17 protein-coding genes are annotated in these 16,733 nt (G+C 36.6%); 14 read left to right on the top strand and 3 right to left on the bottom strand.

The window, feature by feature from the left end; genetic code table 11:
- Positions 1-17 precede the first annotated feature (17 nt).
- The 10 genes from KD050_RS08605 (at position 18) to zupT (ending at position 8,979) form a co-directional block, all read left to right on the top strand.
- Positions 18-863 carry a DUF6612 family protein gene (locus KD050_RS08605; protein ID WP_211895757.1) on the top strand — a complete coding sequence of 282 codons (846 nt, stop codon included), beginning with the start codon at positions 18-20 and terminating at the stop codon, positions 861-863.
- A gap of 477 nt (positions 864-1,340) precedes the next feature.
- Positions 1,341-2,297 (top strand): ABC transporter permease, encoded by a 957-nt coding sequence (locus KD050_RS08600; protein ID WP_211895756.1) that lies wholly within the window; start codon positions 1,341-1,343, stop codon positions 2,295-2,297.
- Positions 2,284-3,240, top strand: a complete 957-nt coding sequence (locus KD050_RS08595) for an iron chelate uptake ABC transporter family permease subunit (RefSeq protein WP_211895755.1) — start codon at positions 2,284-2,286, stop codon at positions 3,238-3,240. Before KD050_RS08600 ends, KD050_RS08595 begins: the two co-directional genes overlap by 14 nt.
- Positions 3,237-4,004 (top strand): iron ABC transporter ATP-binding protein, encoded by a 768-nt coding sequence (locus tag KD050_RS08590; protein ID WP_211895754.1) that lies wholly within the window; start codon positions 3,237-3,239, stop codon positions 4,002-4,004. The genes KD050_RS08595 and KD050_RS08590 overlap by 4 nt, the downstream gene beginning before the upstream one ends.
- 119 nt (positions 4,005-4,123) lie before the next feature.
- Positions 4,124-5,161 (top strand): siderophore ABC transporter substrate-binding protein, encoded by a 1,038-nt coding sequence (locus KD050_RS08585; protein WP_211895753.1) that lies wholly within the window; start codon positions 4,124-4,126, stop codon positions 5,159-5,161.
- A gap of 387 nt (positions 5,162-5,548) precedes the next feature.
- Complete coding sequence (locus tag KD050_RS08580; RefSeq protein ID WP_211895752.1) at positions 5,549-6,160, top strand: phosphatase PAP2 family protein; 612 nt, start codon at positions 5,549-5,551, stop codon at positions 6,158-6,160.
- A gap of 45 nt (positions 6,161-6,205) precedes the next feature.
- Positions 6,206-6,856, top strand: a complete 651-nt coding sequence (locus tag KD050_RS08575; protein ID WP_211895751.1) for a uracil-DNA glycosylase — start codon at positions 6,206-6,208, stop codon at positions 6,854-6,856.
- 197 nt (positions 6,857-7,053) lie between these two features.
- Entirely contained in the window at positions 7,054-7,413 is a 360-nt protein-coding gene (locus KD050_RS08570) for a hypothetical protein (protein ID WP_211895750.1), read from the top strand.
- Between the two features lie 92 nt (positions 7,414-7,505).
- Positions 7,506-7,838 carry an antibiotic biosynthesis monooxygenase family protein gene (locus KD050_RS08565; RefSeq protein WP_211895749.1) on the top strand — a complete coding sequence of 111 codons (333 nt, stop codon included), beginning with the start codon at positions 7,506-7,508 and terminating at the stop codon, positions 7,836-7,838.
- 331 nt (positions 7,839-8,169) lie between these two features.
- The gene (zupT, locus tag KD050_RS08560) at positions 8,170-8,979 is read left to right on the top strand and encodes a zinc transporter ZupT (protein ID WP_211895748.1); all 810 of its coding nucleotides are present in this window, start codon (positions 8,170-8,172) and stop codon (positions 8,977-8,979) included.
- Between the two features lie 123 nt (positions 8,980-9,102).
- Here zupT and thrB read toward each other — a convergent pair whose 3' ends face one another.
- Both thrB and thrC read right to left on the bottom strand, forming a co-directional pair.
- The gene (gene thrB, locus KD050_RS08555; RefSeq protein WP_211895747.1) at positions 9,103-10,014 is read right to left on the bottom strand and encodes a homoserine kinase; all 912 of its coding nucleotides are present in this window, start codon (positions 10,012-10,014) and stop codon (positions 9,103-9,105) included.
- Positions 10,014-11,072, bottom strand: coding sequence for a threonine synthase (gene thrC, locus KD050_RS08550; protein WP_211895746.1), 1,059 nt, complete (start codon positions 11,070-11,072; stop codon positions 10,014-10,016). Before thrC ends, thrB begins: the two co-directional genes overlap by 1 nt.
- A gap of 182 nt (positions 11,073-11,254) precedes the next feature.
- Between thrC and KD050_RS08545 the strand changes: the two genes are divergently transcribed.
- From KD050_RS08545 to KD050_RS08530, 4 genes are all read left to right on the top strand, one after another.
- Complete coding sequence (locus KD050_RS08545) at positions 11,255-12,457, top strand: MFS transporter (RefSeq protein WP_211895745.1); 1,203 nt, start codon at positions 11,255-11,257, stop codon at positions 12,455-12,457.
- Between the two features lie 93 nt (positions 12,458-12,550).
- A complete protein-coding gene (locus KD050_RS08540; protein WP_211895744.1) occupies positions 12,551-13,072 on the top strand; it encodes a P-loop NTPase family protein in 522 nt (173 codons plus the stop codon).
- 194 nt (positions 13,073-13,266) lie between these two features.
- Complete coding sequence (locus KD050_RS08535) at positions 13,267-14,538, top strand: acetyl-CoA hydrolase/transferase family protein (RefSeq protein ID WP_211895743.1); 1,272 nt, start codon at positions 13,267-13,269, stop codon at positions 14,536-14,538.
- Positions 14,510-15,124: a DNA-3-methyladenine glycosylase gene (locus KD050_RS08530; RefSeq protein ID WP_235753952.1), complete on the top strand. Its 615-nt coding sequence runs from the start codon at positions 14,510-14,512 to the stop codon at positions 15,122-15,124. Before KD050_RS08535 ends, KD050_RS08530 begins: the two co-directional genes overlap by 29 nt.
- A gap of 50 nt (positions 15,125-15,174) precedes the next feature.
- Here KD050_RS08530 and dnaN read toward each other — a convergent pair whose 3' ends face one another.
- Positions 15,175-16,308 (bottom strand): DNA polymerase III subunit beta, encoded by a 1,134-nt coding sequence (dnaN, locus tag KD050_RS08525; RefSeq protein ID WP_235753951.1) that lies wholly within the window; start codon positions 16,306-16,308, stop codon positions 15,175-15,177.
- Positions 16,309-16,733: the final 425 nt, after the last annotated feature.

Below are 16,733 nucleotides of genomic sequence, written 5' to 3'. Positions count from 1 at the left end.
AAGGGATGATTATTTTTATGAAAAAATGGACAGCGCTATTATCGGTAGTAACCTTATCATTAGGTTTGGCTGCTTGTAACGAAACTGCAACTCCGGTACAAGAAAAAGAGGTAACGGAAACTAGTAAACTCACTTTACAAGAAGTATATGACAAGTCATTGAAAACTTCGGAAGAGCTAAAAAGCGTAAAAGGCACGATAGATATGAAACAGACGATGAATATCCCAAGTGCAGAAATGACTTTGGATATTAAATCTTTATTGGAAATGGAATATATAATAGAACCCATGAAAATGCATCAAAAGGGTACAACTACTATGATGGGCGTTAGTGAAGGTGGAGAATCTCAAGAGACTGACATGGAGACTTATATTACGGAAGATGCGATGTATGTGTATGAAGGCACTACTGCACAATGGATGAAGTTTCCTCAGGAGATGGTAGACCAAATGTTGAGTACTACAAAACAAACTGATCCTTCAGCTCAACTGCAGCCTCTACAAGAGTATCTAGAACAAGTGGAATTTGAACAAGACAATGAAAACTATATTTTAACACTTGAGGGTAGTGGTGAAGAGTTTACGAGTCTTGTGCAAGATCAGGTAGATAAAGCACTTCAAAGTCTTACTACAGAAGAAAATGTTAACTTAGATGTTACTATTCATTCGGTCAACTACCTAGTTCATATTGATAAACAATCATTCCAAACGAACAAATTAGATATGATTATAGATATGGACATGAAAATGGATGGAGAAACGGTGAACATGAAAATGGATGCTAAAACTGACTTCTCTAAATTCAATGAAATAGATGAAATTGTCGTTCCTCAAGAAGTTATTGATAGTGCTACTGAACTTTAAATGAATAGCTGGTGTCAAAAAGACTATTGTAATTGTTGCGAAAAATCAACAATTGCAATAGTCTTTTTGAATTAGGGGGAGAATGTAGTAAAATAGAATAGGACTAAAATAGATTCAAACGGCATATATGTGTATGGTCAATTGAAAATCATTTTCATCTAATCGTTGACTTAACTAGTCGAGATGCTATAATTGAACTGTCATTAATTGATAATGATTTTCAATGTCGTCTATTTACAAAAAGAATGATGAGGATAGTTGCAAAGTCGTAGTAGAAAAAAGTTTGTATCACGAACTACTGCTGGGACGTTTGATGCAACTAGATTAGAAATATCAGTATTAGTATGTACTAATACATCGTATTTTACATTTGTCCCTTAGTTGGGTTAATGTTTAGGAATATTTTATCAAGTATTTACTCAGTGTTGAGAATAATTTTCACTAGCATCTGAGAATAAAAGAAATATGGGGTTCAAAATGAGACTGTGGATGTTAATTGTTACAGTAATCATCCTGTCAGTTATTTCGCTATTTATTGGTGCAATTGACATAAAGCCAAGTGATTTGCTTAATTGGGAATCATTAGAAACACAGATTTTCTTAATAAGTCGTTTACCAAGATTATTAGCAATAATTTTAGCTGGCGCAGGGATGGGTATTGCAGGTTTGATAATGCAAAGTTTAAGTCGAAACAAATTTGTATCGCCAACAACGGCTGGTACGTTAGATGCAGCAAAACTAGGGATTATCATATCAATGATGTTCTTTACAGGTATGTCATATATTGGGCAAATCGCTTTTAGTTTTGCATTTGCTTTAATTGGTACATTTATTTTTATGCAGCTGCTTGAACGAATTAAGTTCAAAGATGCTGTGTTTGTACCACTTATCGGTATTATGTACGGAAATGTTATAGGAGCACTATCTACTTTCCTAGCGTATGAAGGGAACATGCTACAAAATGTCGATGCATTTTTTCAGGGGAGTTTCACGCTAGTTGTTTCTGGACGCTATGAGCTTCTTTATGTAGCTGTACCAGCAATTATTATTGCTTATATTTACGCCAATAAATTTACCGTAGCGGGTATGGGTGAGGATTTTGCTAAAAATCTCGGCTTAAGCTATCGTACGGTATTGAATATAGGGTTAATTATTGTTGCTGTTATTTCGACGACAGTCATATTAACTGTGGGTGTTATCCCGTTTTTAGGATTAATAGTACCAAACCTTGTTTCCCTTTATTTAGGGGATAATTTACGTAAAACAATACCACACACCATTTTTATGGGTGCAGCATTTTTATTGTTCTGTGATATTATTAGCCGCTTAATCGTACATCCATTTGAAATTCCGGTAAATACAACTGTTGCAGTAATTGGTAGTGCGATCTTCTTAATTATGTTGTTTAGGGGGAAAGCATATGCGAAAAAATAGTACGAAGTTAATTATATTATCGGTTATTGCGCTCATTTGTATGTTGTTATTTGCCTTATACGATATTCAAGGTGGTTTTAGTTATGCATTTCCAAAACGTTTAGAACGAATGTTTGCGATGATCATTACAGGTACTGCAATCGCTTATGCAACAGTAGCGTTCCAAACTGTAACCCACAATCGGCTATTAACACCATCGGTAATGGGTATTGACTCCATGTACAATATAGTTCAAACGATTATTTATTTTGCCTTAGGTTCATCTTCCATTTTTGTTGTAAGCCGTTATTTAAACTTTGGAGTATCAATTATTGCAATGGTTTTGTTTGCTTTAATTTTATACCGCTTCTTATTTCGTGCAGATAAGTATCCAATTTTCTTATTGCTATTGGCAGGAATGATTATCGGTACATTGCTTGGAAGCTTAGTTACCTTTATGCAAGTAATTATTGATCCAGTAGAGTATGAAAGCTTACAAGCTAGATTGTTTGCTAGCTTTATGAATGTAAAGACAGAATTGTTATTTTTATCAGCAGGTATTTTAGTATTAGCATTTCTTTATGGCACACGCATATTACATAAATTAGATGTTATGGCTTTAGGGCGAGATAATGCCATGAACTTAGGTATTGACTATGACAAGATGGTTTTACGAATTCTAATTTTGTCATCGATTTTAATAGCAGTATCGACAGCGTTAGTAGGACCAATTACGTTTTTAGGGTTAATCGTTTCCAACTTAGCATATCAATATTTTGCTACATACAAACACTCGGTTTTAATTATAGGAGCAAGTTTAATTAGTATCATTGCATTAGTCGGCGGTCAATTTTTAGTGCTACACGTATTTAATTTAACGACAACGATTAGTGTAATTATTAACTTTATCGGCGGTCTTTACTTTATTTACTTATTACTAAAGGAAAGTAGGAAAGCAGCATGATAGAAATTAAAGGGCTCTCTAAAAGCTTTGGGAAAAAAATTGTAGTCGAAGATGTTACTTTAAAAATTCAATCAAAAGCCATTACGTCCTTTATTGGACCTAATGGTGCGGGGAAATCAACGTTATTATCAATGGTAAGTCGTTTGTTAGATGCGGATACAGGTGAAGTATTGTTAGACCAATCAGATGTAAAGAAAATGAAATCTGATAAATTTGCGAAGCGTGTTGCAATTTTAAAGCAAGCAAATCATTTAAATATTCGTTTAACAGTTCGAGAGCTTGTAGCTTTTGGTCGTTATCCATACTCAAAAGGGCGTTTGAACGAAGAAGATAACAAGTTTGTGGATCAAGCGTTAGAGTATATGAATTTAACTGATATGCAAGATAAGTTTTTAGATGAGCTTTCTGGTGGACAAAAGCAGCGTGCATTTATATCTATGGTTATTGCGCAAGATACTGAATACATTTTACTCGACGAACCATTAAACAATCTAGATATGAAGCATTCGGTTCAGATCATGAAGATTCTACGCAAATTAGTGGATGATTTAGGGAAAACAGTAGTTATCGTATTGCATGATATTAACTTTGCCTCTGTCTATTCAGATCGTATCGTTGCGTTAAAGGATGGTCGTTTAGTAAAAGATGGTCCAACAGCTGAGATTATTAACTCAGATTCTTTACGTGAAGTGTATGATATGCATATTCCTGTTCAAGTGCAAGATGGCTGTAGAATTTGTGTCTATTTTAATTCACATAATTAAATTTAAGAAAGTAATTGACAATTGAAGCAAACTAAACTAGAATTTGGTTTAGTTGATTGAGAATGATTTTCATTATCGCTATAAAAATGAAAGAGTTTTATTAGGAGGAGAAATATAGTATGAAGAAGTGGAATATTATAACTGCTGCAGCATTAGCATTAATGTTAGCTGCTTGTGGATCAGAAGAAACAGAGACACCTAAAGTAAGTGACACGAACGAAGCAAGTGAAACAGAAAAAGAAGTAGTGGAAGAATCAGCATTTCCAATGACAGTATCTTCGTTAACTTCTGCTCGCGAAACAGAAGAAGGTGCTTCAGTTACTTTTGAAGACATTACGTTGGAAGAAGAGCCAAAGCGCATCATCTCTTTGGACTATGGTTTCTTAGATACACTTGACGCATTAGGAGTTGAAGGTATCGTAGGTGTAGCAGCAGGTGGCGGTAAAGGGAATATTCCAGAACACTTAAAAGAAAAGTATGCACCAAGCGATGAGATTGCTGATGTTGGTACATTAAAAGCAATCGACTTCGAAGCAGTTGCAGCTGCAAATCCAGATATCATTTTTATGTCAGGTCGTCAAACTCCATTCTATGAAGAGTTAAAAGAAATTACACCAAATGTAGTATTTATCGGTTCCGATAATTCAAACTATATTGATGCAGTTTATGAAACAGTTGACCTAGCTGCTAACATGTTTGATAAAGTTGAAAAAGGTGAAGAGTTAAAAGCTGAATTACAAGAAAAAGTTGATGCTGTGAAAGAAAAAGCAGCTGGCTATGAAAATGCATTAGTTGCAATGTATAACGACAAAAAAATCTCTGGCTTTGATAATGGCGAAGATTCACGTTTCGCATATGTGTACAATGACTTTGGTTTCAAACCAGCAACAACTGATATTAAAGCATCTTCCCACGGGTCTGACTTTTCTTATGAGTCATTACTTTCTGTAGATCCAGAAGTATTATTAATCGTTGACCGTACAGTTTCGGATGTAGAAACGATTAAAGCAGATATCGAAAATGATATTATCAAACAAACTCGTGCTTATAAAGAAGGTAAAATCGTATACTTAGATGGTACGAACTGGTACTTCTCAAGCAACGGTGTAACAACTGAAGCAGCAAAACTACAAGAAATTTTAGATGAATTAAAATAATCCATACTAAAGAGCTACCCTATTCGTGTATACGAGTAGGGTAGCTCTTTTTATTATTTTGCATCTGAGGGGGTTGAAGAAAATGTTTGTCCAAATTCGAAACATATTGCGGGTCATAAATCGAAAATTAAATCATGGCGGTAAGTCACCAATGGCCAGAATATGTTCTTTCAATGGAGCATGCAAACTATAAGGTTATAGAATAGCTTTACTTGTGAATGATTAAATAATATCTAGACTATAATAGAAATCGAATCAACCTACTTTACCAATCAGACTGAAAAGTAGGTTTTTTCACTTAAGTGAGGTTTTGGTTTTCGCTGTATTCATTGTACAACCTAAAAATTTTAGCATATAATTTGGGTAATGGATAGGAGGGTTTTTGTTATGAGGAAATGGTTTTATCCACTTAGCCTAGTAACATTATTAGGATTTGCTGTCCTGCTATTATATTTCAATTCGAAAGAAATAGCTCAGTTCGACTATCAGATGTCCCAGTTGTTTGGGGATAATAAAGTGATTGGATTGTTCCATTACTTAGGGGAAACTAAATTTATTGTATTTATAACGCTTATATTAATAATTTATTTGTGGTTTCGGTCCAGAAACTACCGGGGAATGCTCTTTGTTGTACTTTCCATAGGATTTGGAAATGTTCTGAACCAAATGCTCAAAAAATGGGTTGAAAGAGAACGTCCGGATGTTCCACAACAGTTAGAAACCTTTAGTTTTCCGTCCGGTCATGCGATGGTCGGACTTTTATGTTGGTTTACGATTGCTTACTTTTTAACAGAGCATCAGTCGAGTAGACTGAAACAGGTTCTAATCTGGATAATCACCATATTAATCACCATGATGGTCGGGCTATCTCGTATTGCAGAACATCGACATTATGCTTCAGATGTAATAGCTGGTTGGATGATTGGGTATTCTTGGTTTGTAATCGTGGCATTGTGGTATGAATATAGAAACAGAGTTTTTAAAAAGTATACACAGTAAAAACCTTTCCTTGCTGGAAAGGTTTTTTTAGGAGGAGTGAGATACTTGTTCGAAATACCAGAGGAGCTTGTTAAACTAGGGATCGAACGTATAGCAGGATTTCCTGTAGAAGGATTTGTTAAAGGGAAGGGGCCAAAAAAACCAAGTATACTACTAATAGGTGAGGCACCAGGAGAGAATGAGGCGATAAAAGGAGTACCATTTATCGGTAGAGCTGGTGACGAGTTAAATAAGTCATTAGAAAGTATTGGATTGACTCGAGAAGACGTATATATGACAAGTGCAGTTCGTAGTCGACCATATGTGTGGAGAGAAAAGAAGGCTCGAAATGGAGAGTTAATACAAAGAAAGTATAATCGCCCTCCTACTCAATTAGAAGTGGTTGCACATGCACCGATACTAGATTATGAATTAAAAAACATTGTACCTCAAATTATTGTTACGTTAGGAAATGTAGGTTTACAAAGGTTATTAGGAAAAGATGCAAAGGTATCATTATTGCATGGAGAATTGCTTCATAGGCAAATACGTCATTTGGAATCACTGGATTCTGCTGGGTTTATATGGTCTGCTGAGAGTTATATAATCATTCCTACCTACCATCCTGCATCTGTTTTTTATCGACCATCCAATCGGGACCTTCTTGAGCAGGATTGGGTGCATATTGGAAACTATTTAGCGAATAGGAAGTTTTAATGGATGTTTTAGACGAGAAGTCGTATCTATCTTATATAGTTGCAGCTAATCTCTGTTCCAAATGATGACTGCCTCTATTCAAGGGTTTCGGTAATGTTGTATTTTAAGCTAGTTTCAAATAATATCAATTGACTAATTGTATACGTTTGTATACAATTTTAATTAAGTATACAAACGTATACGAAGGAGGCGTTGATATGAGAAGTGAATCACATTCTAGAGGTAGGCATGGTCATCGTGACGAACATCATCGCGAAGGACGACGCAGAGGAAGACCAGAACAAGTAGAGGGTATAGAGAAAAGACATGGTGCTAAAACGTTCCGACGAGGTAGAGCATTAGCTTTTTATGATATGATGAATATGAAATCTAATGCATTAAAGAAACAATTGGAAACTCCTGAATTACAGTCGATTAATCCAATTTTAGTGGGTGAATTGAAGGCAGTAGAAACACTAATGGAAGAGTTTGCACAGCTATTTGAATTATATGAAGTAGAAGAAACAGCTCAAGAGGTTATTAATGAAGAGAAGTCAATTGATACGGAAAGCTTATAAGATAGAAGTAGTATAAATCCTGTCCAGAAAAGCTGCTATGCATTAAAAATAGTATAGCTTCACTCAGATATATATTAAATGGAGGAATGGAAATGTTAGTACAAATTCGTAAATGGACAGTGACGGAAGGAAATGCTGATAAAATTCTTGAACGTTTTAAGAAAAAGCCAGATCAAGGTCCATCGTTAATTGAGCAACGTGAAGGTTTTATAGGCCGTGAGTTATTAGTGAAAAATGTTCGTCGCGGTGAAGAAGAAGTATTAATGATTGTTCGTTGGGAATCAGAAGAGGCTTGGAAAGCATGGGAAAAGAGTCCGGAGCATATTGCGGGACATAAAAAGAAAATTAAAGAGCATAGTGGAAAACCACCACAGCCTGAATATGTAATTGCTATGGAGCATGGTAGTTACACTATCGTGGAATAGAAGAGTAGCGGCAATAACGTAATAATAAAATATATATATATAATTCTAGCATTGGATTTAGTGTCTCAAACACTTTTTCCAATGCTTTTTCATTTCTATGAAGGGGATAGGAGGACGTTTGCATTTTAAATTGAATTGGCATACACATAGGTAAAATCTAGTTCATTTAGGGAACAATTGAGGAATGGGATGGTACTTTCTTAATTTGTAAGAAATTTTCCAATTGACCATAGGTAAAAAATAATGTTTTCGTTAGTTGAAAAGAGTTGCACAAAGGAAACATTCTGCGTATAATAAATGAAAATCGATTAAAAAGAAAGAAGTTGAGTCAATGGATGGAAATGTAGTTTTTGCTTTGTTACTTACATTATTTGCTGGTCTTGCAACAGGGATTGGTAGTCTGCTATCTTTATTGACATCTCGTACAAATACAAAGTTTTTATCAGTTGCACTAGGTTTTTCAGCGGGTGTCATGATTTACGTGTCCTTAGTAGAAATTTTCGTGAAGGCTAAGGATTCTCTTGTAGCAGAACTTGGAGCGACTAATGGGTATTGGATGACAATAGTTGGTTTCTTCGGTGGGATGGTTGTAATTGCAGTAATCGACCGATTAATACCTACTCTTGGTAATCCCCATGAAGTTAAAAGTGTAGAGGATATGGATGAGAAGTTAAGTAACCCAGAGCATACAAAATTGATGAAAATGGGTGTTTTCACAGCTCTTGCTATAGGAATTCATAACTTTCCTGAAGGAATTGCAACTTTTGCATCTGCTTTGCAAGATCCCAATTTAGGAATTGCAATTGCAATTGCGGTAGCAATTCACAATATTCCAGAAGGGATTGCCGTAGCAGTGCCTATATACTTTGCAACAGGAAGTCGAAAAAAGGCATTTAAATTATCCTTCTTATCTGGTTTAGCTGAACCAGTTGGAGCGTTCGTTGCGTATTTAATACTGATGCCGTATTTAAATGGAGCGGTATTTGGAGTAGTATTTGCAGCGGTAGCGGGAATTATGGTCTTTATTTCATTGGATGAATTACTACCAGCAGCGAAAAAATATGATGAAACTCATTTATCTATTTACGGAGTCGTTGCAGGAATGCTCGTAATGGCCCTAAGTCTCGTTCTATTAGCTTAACGATGAAAAAGGCAGTGTAGCTTCTCTTAGGAGAGAGTAACACTGCCTTTTATTATTTATCAAAGAGGTATAAAATCTTCAACCTGTAGAAAACTTTCTATAAGTACATACCTACTTAAGTGCTTAACGAGTGCGTTCTGCGTCTTTTACTGAAACAATGGTTCCAGTACTATTCATGGGTACTGCAACGAGGTCGAAATTAGAGAACTGTCCTTTTAACTTAGAGATGAATTCCTCTTCTGTTCCTTTTTCAACAAGTGAGAGCAGGGTAGGTCCAGCACCACTTATACAAGTTCCATACGCACCTGCATTTTTAGCTGCGATTTTAATGTCTTTACTTTGTGGGATTAAATCGAGTCGGTATGGCTCGTGAAATAAATCCTGTTCCATATAAGTTCCAGCTTGTTCAAATGCTTGTGATAAAAAAGCTGCAGTTAACAAGTTTGCAGTGGCACTTGCTTGTGCTGCATCTCGACGTGTATAGGTATCTGGTAATACTTGTCTGGCCTTTTCTGTTTTTAACTCAAAATTTGGGATAAAAAGCACAAATGATGCCTCGATATGATTGGCATGAAATACATTTATTTCTCCATTATCTGCATTAGAGGAGATGGTAAAGCCTCCATAAATGGAAGCTGCTGCATTATCAGGATGTCCCTCCATAAGTGTTGCGACTTTTAATTTGTCCTGGGAGGTCAAGTGTAATTCCATGATTTGATTGGCTAACTCAACTCCCGCGACAATGGCAGAAGCACTGCTCCCCATCCCTCGTGCTAATGGAATTTCACTCTTCACTCGCACTGTGCACGGAGGAAGTGAAAAACCATGTAACTCAGCAGTTTTTTCGGCAGCTTGGACAATTAAGTGATCATGTGGGTTTGGAATATCGGGAAGATTACCCGATAAATTAATGATTTCCCAATCAGAACCTAACTCGACTTCAAGCTCCAAATACTTATCTAATGCAATACCAATGGAATCAAAGCCCGGTCCAAGGTTCGCTGTACTTGCTGGAATTGATATACACCAAACCATTACGCTAGCACCTCCTCTATAAATGCGCTAAGAGCTGGTGCATTACTTTCAAGTTTATGTGGCTCAGCAACTTTTACGTCGATAGCAGTTTGTGGATCTTTTAAGCCATTACCAGTTAATACTGCAACTACTTTGCTTCCTGCTTTAATTTTTCCATTTTTTACTGAACGTAATAGACCTGCGATAGATGCACAAGAGCCTGGTTCTGCGAAGATACCTTCTCTGCTTGCGATTAGTTTATAGGCTTCAATAATTTCTTCATCAGTTACAGCTTCAATAACACCATTAGACTCATCACGCGCTGCTTCGGCGCCTTTCCAGCTTGCTGGATTACCGATACGAATTGCAGTAGCAATTGTTTCAGGGAATTCGATAGGTTTTCCTTGTACGATGGCAGCAGAGCCCTCTGCTTCAAAGCCAAAGATTTGAGGTAGACCTGTTTGTTTTTTCTCGTTATATTCTTTAAACCCTTTCCAGTAAGCAGTAATATTACCAGCGTTTCCTACTGGTATTGCCAGATAGTCAGGTGCAGTACCTAACACATCGCAAATTTCAAAGGCTGCTGTTTTTTGTCCTTCAATACGATAGGGGTTAACAGAATTCACTAGTGTAATAGGAGATGTTTCGCTAATTGCACGGACCATATCAAGCGCCACGTCAAAGTTTCCTTCTATTTGAATGACTTCTGCTCCATACATATATGCCTGTGCTAATTTCCCGGCAGCTACTTTCCCTTCAGGAATAACAATAACTGCTCGCATTCCAGCACGAGCTGCATAAGCAGCTGCCGCAGCTGAAGTGTTACCTGTAGAAGCACAAATAACTGCTTTGCTACCTTCTTCTTTTGCCTTTGCAACCGCAAAAACCATGCCTCTATCTTTAAATGATCCAGTAGGATTTGCTCCTTCTACCTTCACGTATAATTCGATTCCTAATTCTTTTGATAAATTTTCTAGCTTAATTAGAGGCGTATTACCCTCTAGTAAAGTCAATTTAGGTGTTTTTTCTGTTACTGGTAAAAACTCTTTATACTCTTCGATTAATCCTTGCCAAGCCATGATGGATTCCGCCTCTCTGTTCTCCTTGAATAAACATATGTATTTGTATAAAGGACATTTTACTCTAATAAAGTGCAAAAAACAAGATAAAATTTATATTGTAACTTTGATGTTCCATGCGTATACTAAACAAGTAAACTAAAAACTTTACAGGTGTAAAGACAGGAGTGAAATGCAGAGCTATGAAAGAACAAAAAAAGATATCTAAAAATAAACTACTAGGAATAGCAGGGCTTGCATGGATGTTCGATGCAATGGACGTTGGAATTCTATCATTTGTAATTGCAGCCTTGGCTGTGGATTGGAATTTATCTCCAGAACAAATGGGGTGGATTGGTAGTGTCAACTCTATTGGGATGGCGGTAGGGGCTCTAGTATTTGGAGTTTTTGCAGATAAAGTAGGACGAAAAAAAATATTTATGATTACTCTACTAATGTTCTCTATCGCAAGTGGACTATCCGCACTAACGACAACTCTTGCTGCATTTTTACTTTTACGATTCTTTGTAGGAATGGGGCTTGGAGGAGAGCTTCCAGTAGCATCTACATTAGTATCTGAAAGTGTGGAAGCAAAAGAACGGGGAAGAGTGGTTGTTCTATTAGAAAGCTTTTGGGCTGCAGGATGGATTATTTCCGCAATAATTGCCTATTTTATAATTCCTGATTATGGCTGGAGAGTTGCTTTAATAATCACAGCATTACCTGCCTTTTATGCAATTTACTTACGTATAAAATTACCCGATTCCCCTAAATACACGGAGAAAAAATCGGAATCCAGAAGTATTATGCAAAACATGAGTGAAGTTTGGTCAAAGAAATATGCGAAGCGAACATTAATGTTATGGATAGTATGGTTTACAGTCGTGTTTTCCTATTATGGAATGTTCTTATGGCTACCAAGTGTAATGGTCATTAAGGGATTCACTCTTATTAAAAGCTTTGAATACGTATTGATCATGACTATTGCCCAATTACCGGGATATTTTTCTGCTGCGTGGTTAATCGAGAAGGCAGGACGTAAATTTGTATTAGTTACTTATTTATTGGGAACTGCGGCAAGTGCATTCGTCTTTGGTTCAGCCGAGACAACAACGTTATTGATAGTTTCAGGAGTTCTTTTATCATTCTTTAACCTTGGTGCATGGGGAGCATTATACGCTTACTCCCCAGAGCAATATCCAACTGTCATTCGAGCAACCGGTTCTGGAATGGCCGCCTCTGTTGGGCGTATAGGGGGGATTTTAGGTCCGTTGTTGGTTGGGACTCTCGTAATGAGAGGCTATGAAATTGGCTATATCTTTACTATCTTCTGTATTGCAATCGTTATCGGAGTATTTGCGGTACTGTTCTTAGGTACAGAAACAAAACAAGTAGAATTAGAATAGTTGCAAAACCTGTTCCTAAAGGAGCAGGTTTTTGTTTTGCCAGCAGGTGAAAACATAGTAAAATGAATAATGGCTTAACAAAGGGGGTAGAGGATGTATCAGTTAAAACATAAACGTATACTCATCATCGGTTCAAGCGGTGCAGGTAAATCTACATTATCCAAACGATTGTCTGAAAAATGGGATTTGCCTTTAATCCATCTAGATGCTCTTTATTGGAATGAGGGGTGGGTCCCTACACCAAAGCCAGAATTTCGTGAAAAAATTCAAGCAGAACTAGAAAAAGATAAATGGATCATAGACGGAAATTTTGATTCGACATTAGAATTGCGAGCATCCTATGCAGATTTAATTGTTCTTTTGGATTTCTCTAGAGTATTATGCACGTACAGAGTTTTCAAAAGGGCATGGATCCATCGTGGCAAAACACGTCCGGATATGGCACCGGGCTGCAAGGAAAAAATGGACATAGAATTTGCTAAATGGGTATGGCGTTTTCCAAAGGATGTACGCCCACATACAATCGACATATTAAGAAATGTAAAAAATACAGATATATGCATTTTGCGAAATCCTAAGGAAGTAGAAGGATTCCTTATGACCGCACCATTTTAGTCAATTTCATAATTACTTATTTTGAATGATATTATATTCAGTTATCTGTTTAGATAAAGTGGGCTTCGTTGATTGGAGCGGAAAGCGTCCGCCTGGAGAGAAAATCAACTTTGTCCGTATTTTACTTCTAATTACTACTTTCTGAAATTAGCACCAATGATAAAAAATATGATACACCATAGGAGTATAACAACATGAATAACAAACAACTAACAGAACAACAGGTAATCGATCTAATTCCTAATAATGCAGATATTATTCTTCCGCTAACGAATGGAGAACCACATAAACTGTTGGATATTTTAGAGGATCAAGCACATCAATTATCTAATGTGAAAATACATCAATTGCTTGCCTTACAATCTAGAAAGTATATGAATGGTTCCTTTCCAGGACAACTACACCATGTCTCTTACTTTTTAAGCGGGGCAACAAGAAAACAGTTCTACCAGGGATTGGTAGACTTAGTACCTAATCATTTTCATGAGATGCCTCGCATATTAAAAAGCTCTACAAACCTGTCAATGATTATGGCTGTAGCTTCGCCAATGGACGAATTTGGTTACTTTTCACTAGGGACACAGGCAGATGTTGTGAGTGAGTTTATCGGTACAGTCCCGTTTATATTAGAGGTGAACCAGCATATGCCTCGCACTTTTGGTCAAAATCAAATCCACATTAGCCAAATTGCCGGATTTGTTAATAATGATCGTCCTCTATTCGAGGATGTTGCAGTTCCTATCGGAGAGAAGGATTTGAAAATTGCTGAGTATGTGACGGAGACGATTAAAAATGGGGACACACTGCAAATAGGTATTGGCTCAATTCCAAATGCAGTAGTGAGCTTATTAAAAAGTCATCGTCATTTAGGTATTCATACAGAAATGTTCGTCGATGGAATCGTGGATTTAGTACAAGCAGGTGCTATTGACGGGACACAAAAGTTTACGAATAAAGGGAAGATTATTGCTACATTTGCTCATGGATCAAAGAAAATGTATGACTTCCTAGACAACAATCCTTCTGTGGAGTTTTTACCTGTAAGTATTGTGAATGATCCACGAGAAATTGCTAAAGAGGAGCGTATTGTTTCGATTAACGCAACTACAGAGGTCGACCTATTTGGACAATGTGCCTCCGAAACGGTAGCTGGTAAATACTATTCATCTACGGGTGGCCAAGCTGACTTCGCTCGTGGTGTTCGTTTTGCTAAAGAAGGAAAAGGCTTTGTATGTATGACCTCTACAGCCAAAAATGATGAAATCTCTCGTATAAAACTAAGTATTACTCCAGGCTCAGTTGTAACTACTTCAAAAAATGATGTGGATATGATTGTTACGGAGTACGGCGTTGCTAAAATGTTTGGGAAACCAATTTCAGAGCGTGCGAAACAGCTTATTTCAATTGCTCATCCAAAGTTTAGAGAAGAGCTAACATTTGAAGCGAAAAAAATGGGGTTTATTTAAGGTGAAGCCAATCGATGCTAGTTTTTTTCAACAGCCAACTTTAGAACTTGCTCGTCAATTATTAGGGAATTACATTGTCCATGAGCATCCAAGTGGATTAATTGTTGGTAAAATCGTAGAAACCGAAGCATATATGGGGCCAGATGATCGAGCAGCACATAGTTTTGGTAATAGGAGGACGAAACGGACGGAAGTTATGTTTGGTGAGCCAGGTTTGATTTACACATATCAAATGCACACTCATACACTCATCAATGTAGTCTCGGCACCTATCGAAATTCCCAATGCAATATTAATACGTGCTGTGGAACCAATAGAGGGCTTAGATTTGATGAAGGAATTCCGTAACGATCTTCCTATGAAACAGTGGACGAACGGACCGGGAAAGCTAACAAAAGCTATGGGCATATCCATGGAACACTACGGTTCACATTGGACCGATAAGCCTTTGTATATGGCAGAGGGAGAGCAGATAACTGCTATATCGGCTGGACCAAGAATAGGCATTGAAAACAGTGGAGAGGCTGTACATTACCCTTATAGATTTTGGGAAACAGATAATCCATTTGTATCGAAAACAAGATAACCAGAGATGGCCTGAAAATAGGTCACCTCTGGTTTTTGTTATGTAAAGTATTAGTTTGTACGTACTTGTGAAATTAGTTGGATATAAGAAGGATTATTGATTGAATCGATTAATATCGGACCCATTGAACCACTATAACTCAATCTAAATTCCTCTTCTTTAATCGCTTTTAAAGCGTCCATTAAAAAACTTGCATCAAGTGAAATCTTTAAGTCCGTCTCCCCAGTGATTTCTTCGATAGGTTGTGTTTCTTCTATTAATCCTATCTCAGAGAAGTATGATGAAATTTTAATTTTATTTTCACTTTCTATTTCTAGATATACGTTATTATTTCTCCACTCACTTGCAAAAAGGCAGGCTCTATCAATACCTTGTAAAAATTGTTTGGTGTTTAAAGTAATGATTGTTTTAGACTCTTTTGGGAACAATCCCGATGTGTTGGGATAACTACCTTCTATAAGGTTTGAAAAAAGTGTCAGACTTTCAGATTTAAATACTGCATACTTTTCCGAAAAATAAATAGTAATCATATGAACTTCATTTTTAATTAACTTAGAAAGCTCTCGTAAACTTGTTTCAGGAATAATGAATGAGCCTTCAAATCTTGTTTCTAATGCTAATTTTAGGGAAGCTAGTCGTTGTGAATTAGTTGCGATAAATGAAATTTCATTTGCGGATAAGGTAATATTTACACCTGTCAAAACTGGTCTAGACATGTTTTTAGAAACAGCGAACAAAGTTTGGTCTATAATATCTAACAGTTTATTGCTTGGGATACTTATGTGTTTTGATAAATCGATGTCTGGAAGAGTAGGATATTCCTCCGAACTAAAACCATTTAAATGGATTATGATTTCTTCCGATTGTATAGCTACCAATTGTTTCTCCTGCATTTTTATATGAATGTCACTGGGTAACTTTTTTACGATTTCACTTAAATGTTTTGCTGATAAGACAACGCTACCTGTTTCAATAACATCCAATACGTTATAGTTATTCAATGTTAATGGAATAACCCTTTCTATAGCAATTTCAGAATTGCTTCCACTTAGGATTATATGATCACTATTGACCACTATCCTAATGCCCGATAAGACTGGTAAAAGTGACTTCGGCGACACTGCCTTACTAACATCTGAAACTGCTTTGTTAAAACAATCTTTATTGATTTTAAAATCCAACATACTACTCCCCCCATCTCAGTAACAATTCGACATTATGTTACAAATTCCTTTTCACAAATAAAGAGACTTCCAGGAGCTAACTATTGGAAGTATTTGTTAGAGAATAATATAGTATATAAAAATATAGAATGGAACACTTGGTTCATGTACTAAACAATTGAATAGTACTGCTGATTTTCGTTTCAGGCGGACGCTTTCCGCGAGGTGAGCGATAAGCCATCACCGCCGCTTATGCGTTCGTCTGTGATGTCTTATCTGCATCACTCATCTCGAGAGCTTCCTCTATGAATAGGAAAGTAGCTTTTCTCTAGTTATGCAAAAACACACTTACCTGTTTCTAAGAGTTGTAGGAGGGAGAGGGACAGATAAAGTGAAACTTCAATTAGTGGCGCTTCATCCCCCACTAATTGTTAGTTGAACCATTC

The sequence above is a fragment of the Psychrobacillus sp. INOP01 genome, assembly GCF_018140925.1.
In the GTDB taxonomy this organism is placed as follows: domain Bacteria; phylum Bacillota; class Bacilli; order Bacillales_A; family Planococcaceae; genus Psychrobacillus.
The sequence above is the reverse complement of the archived record's forward strand: the minus strand, read 5'-3'. Positions and strand labels throughout refer to the sequence as shown.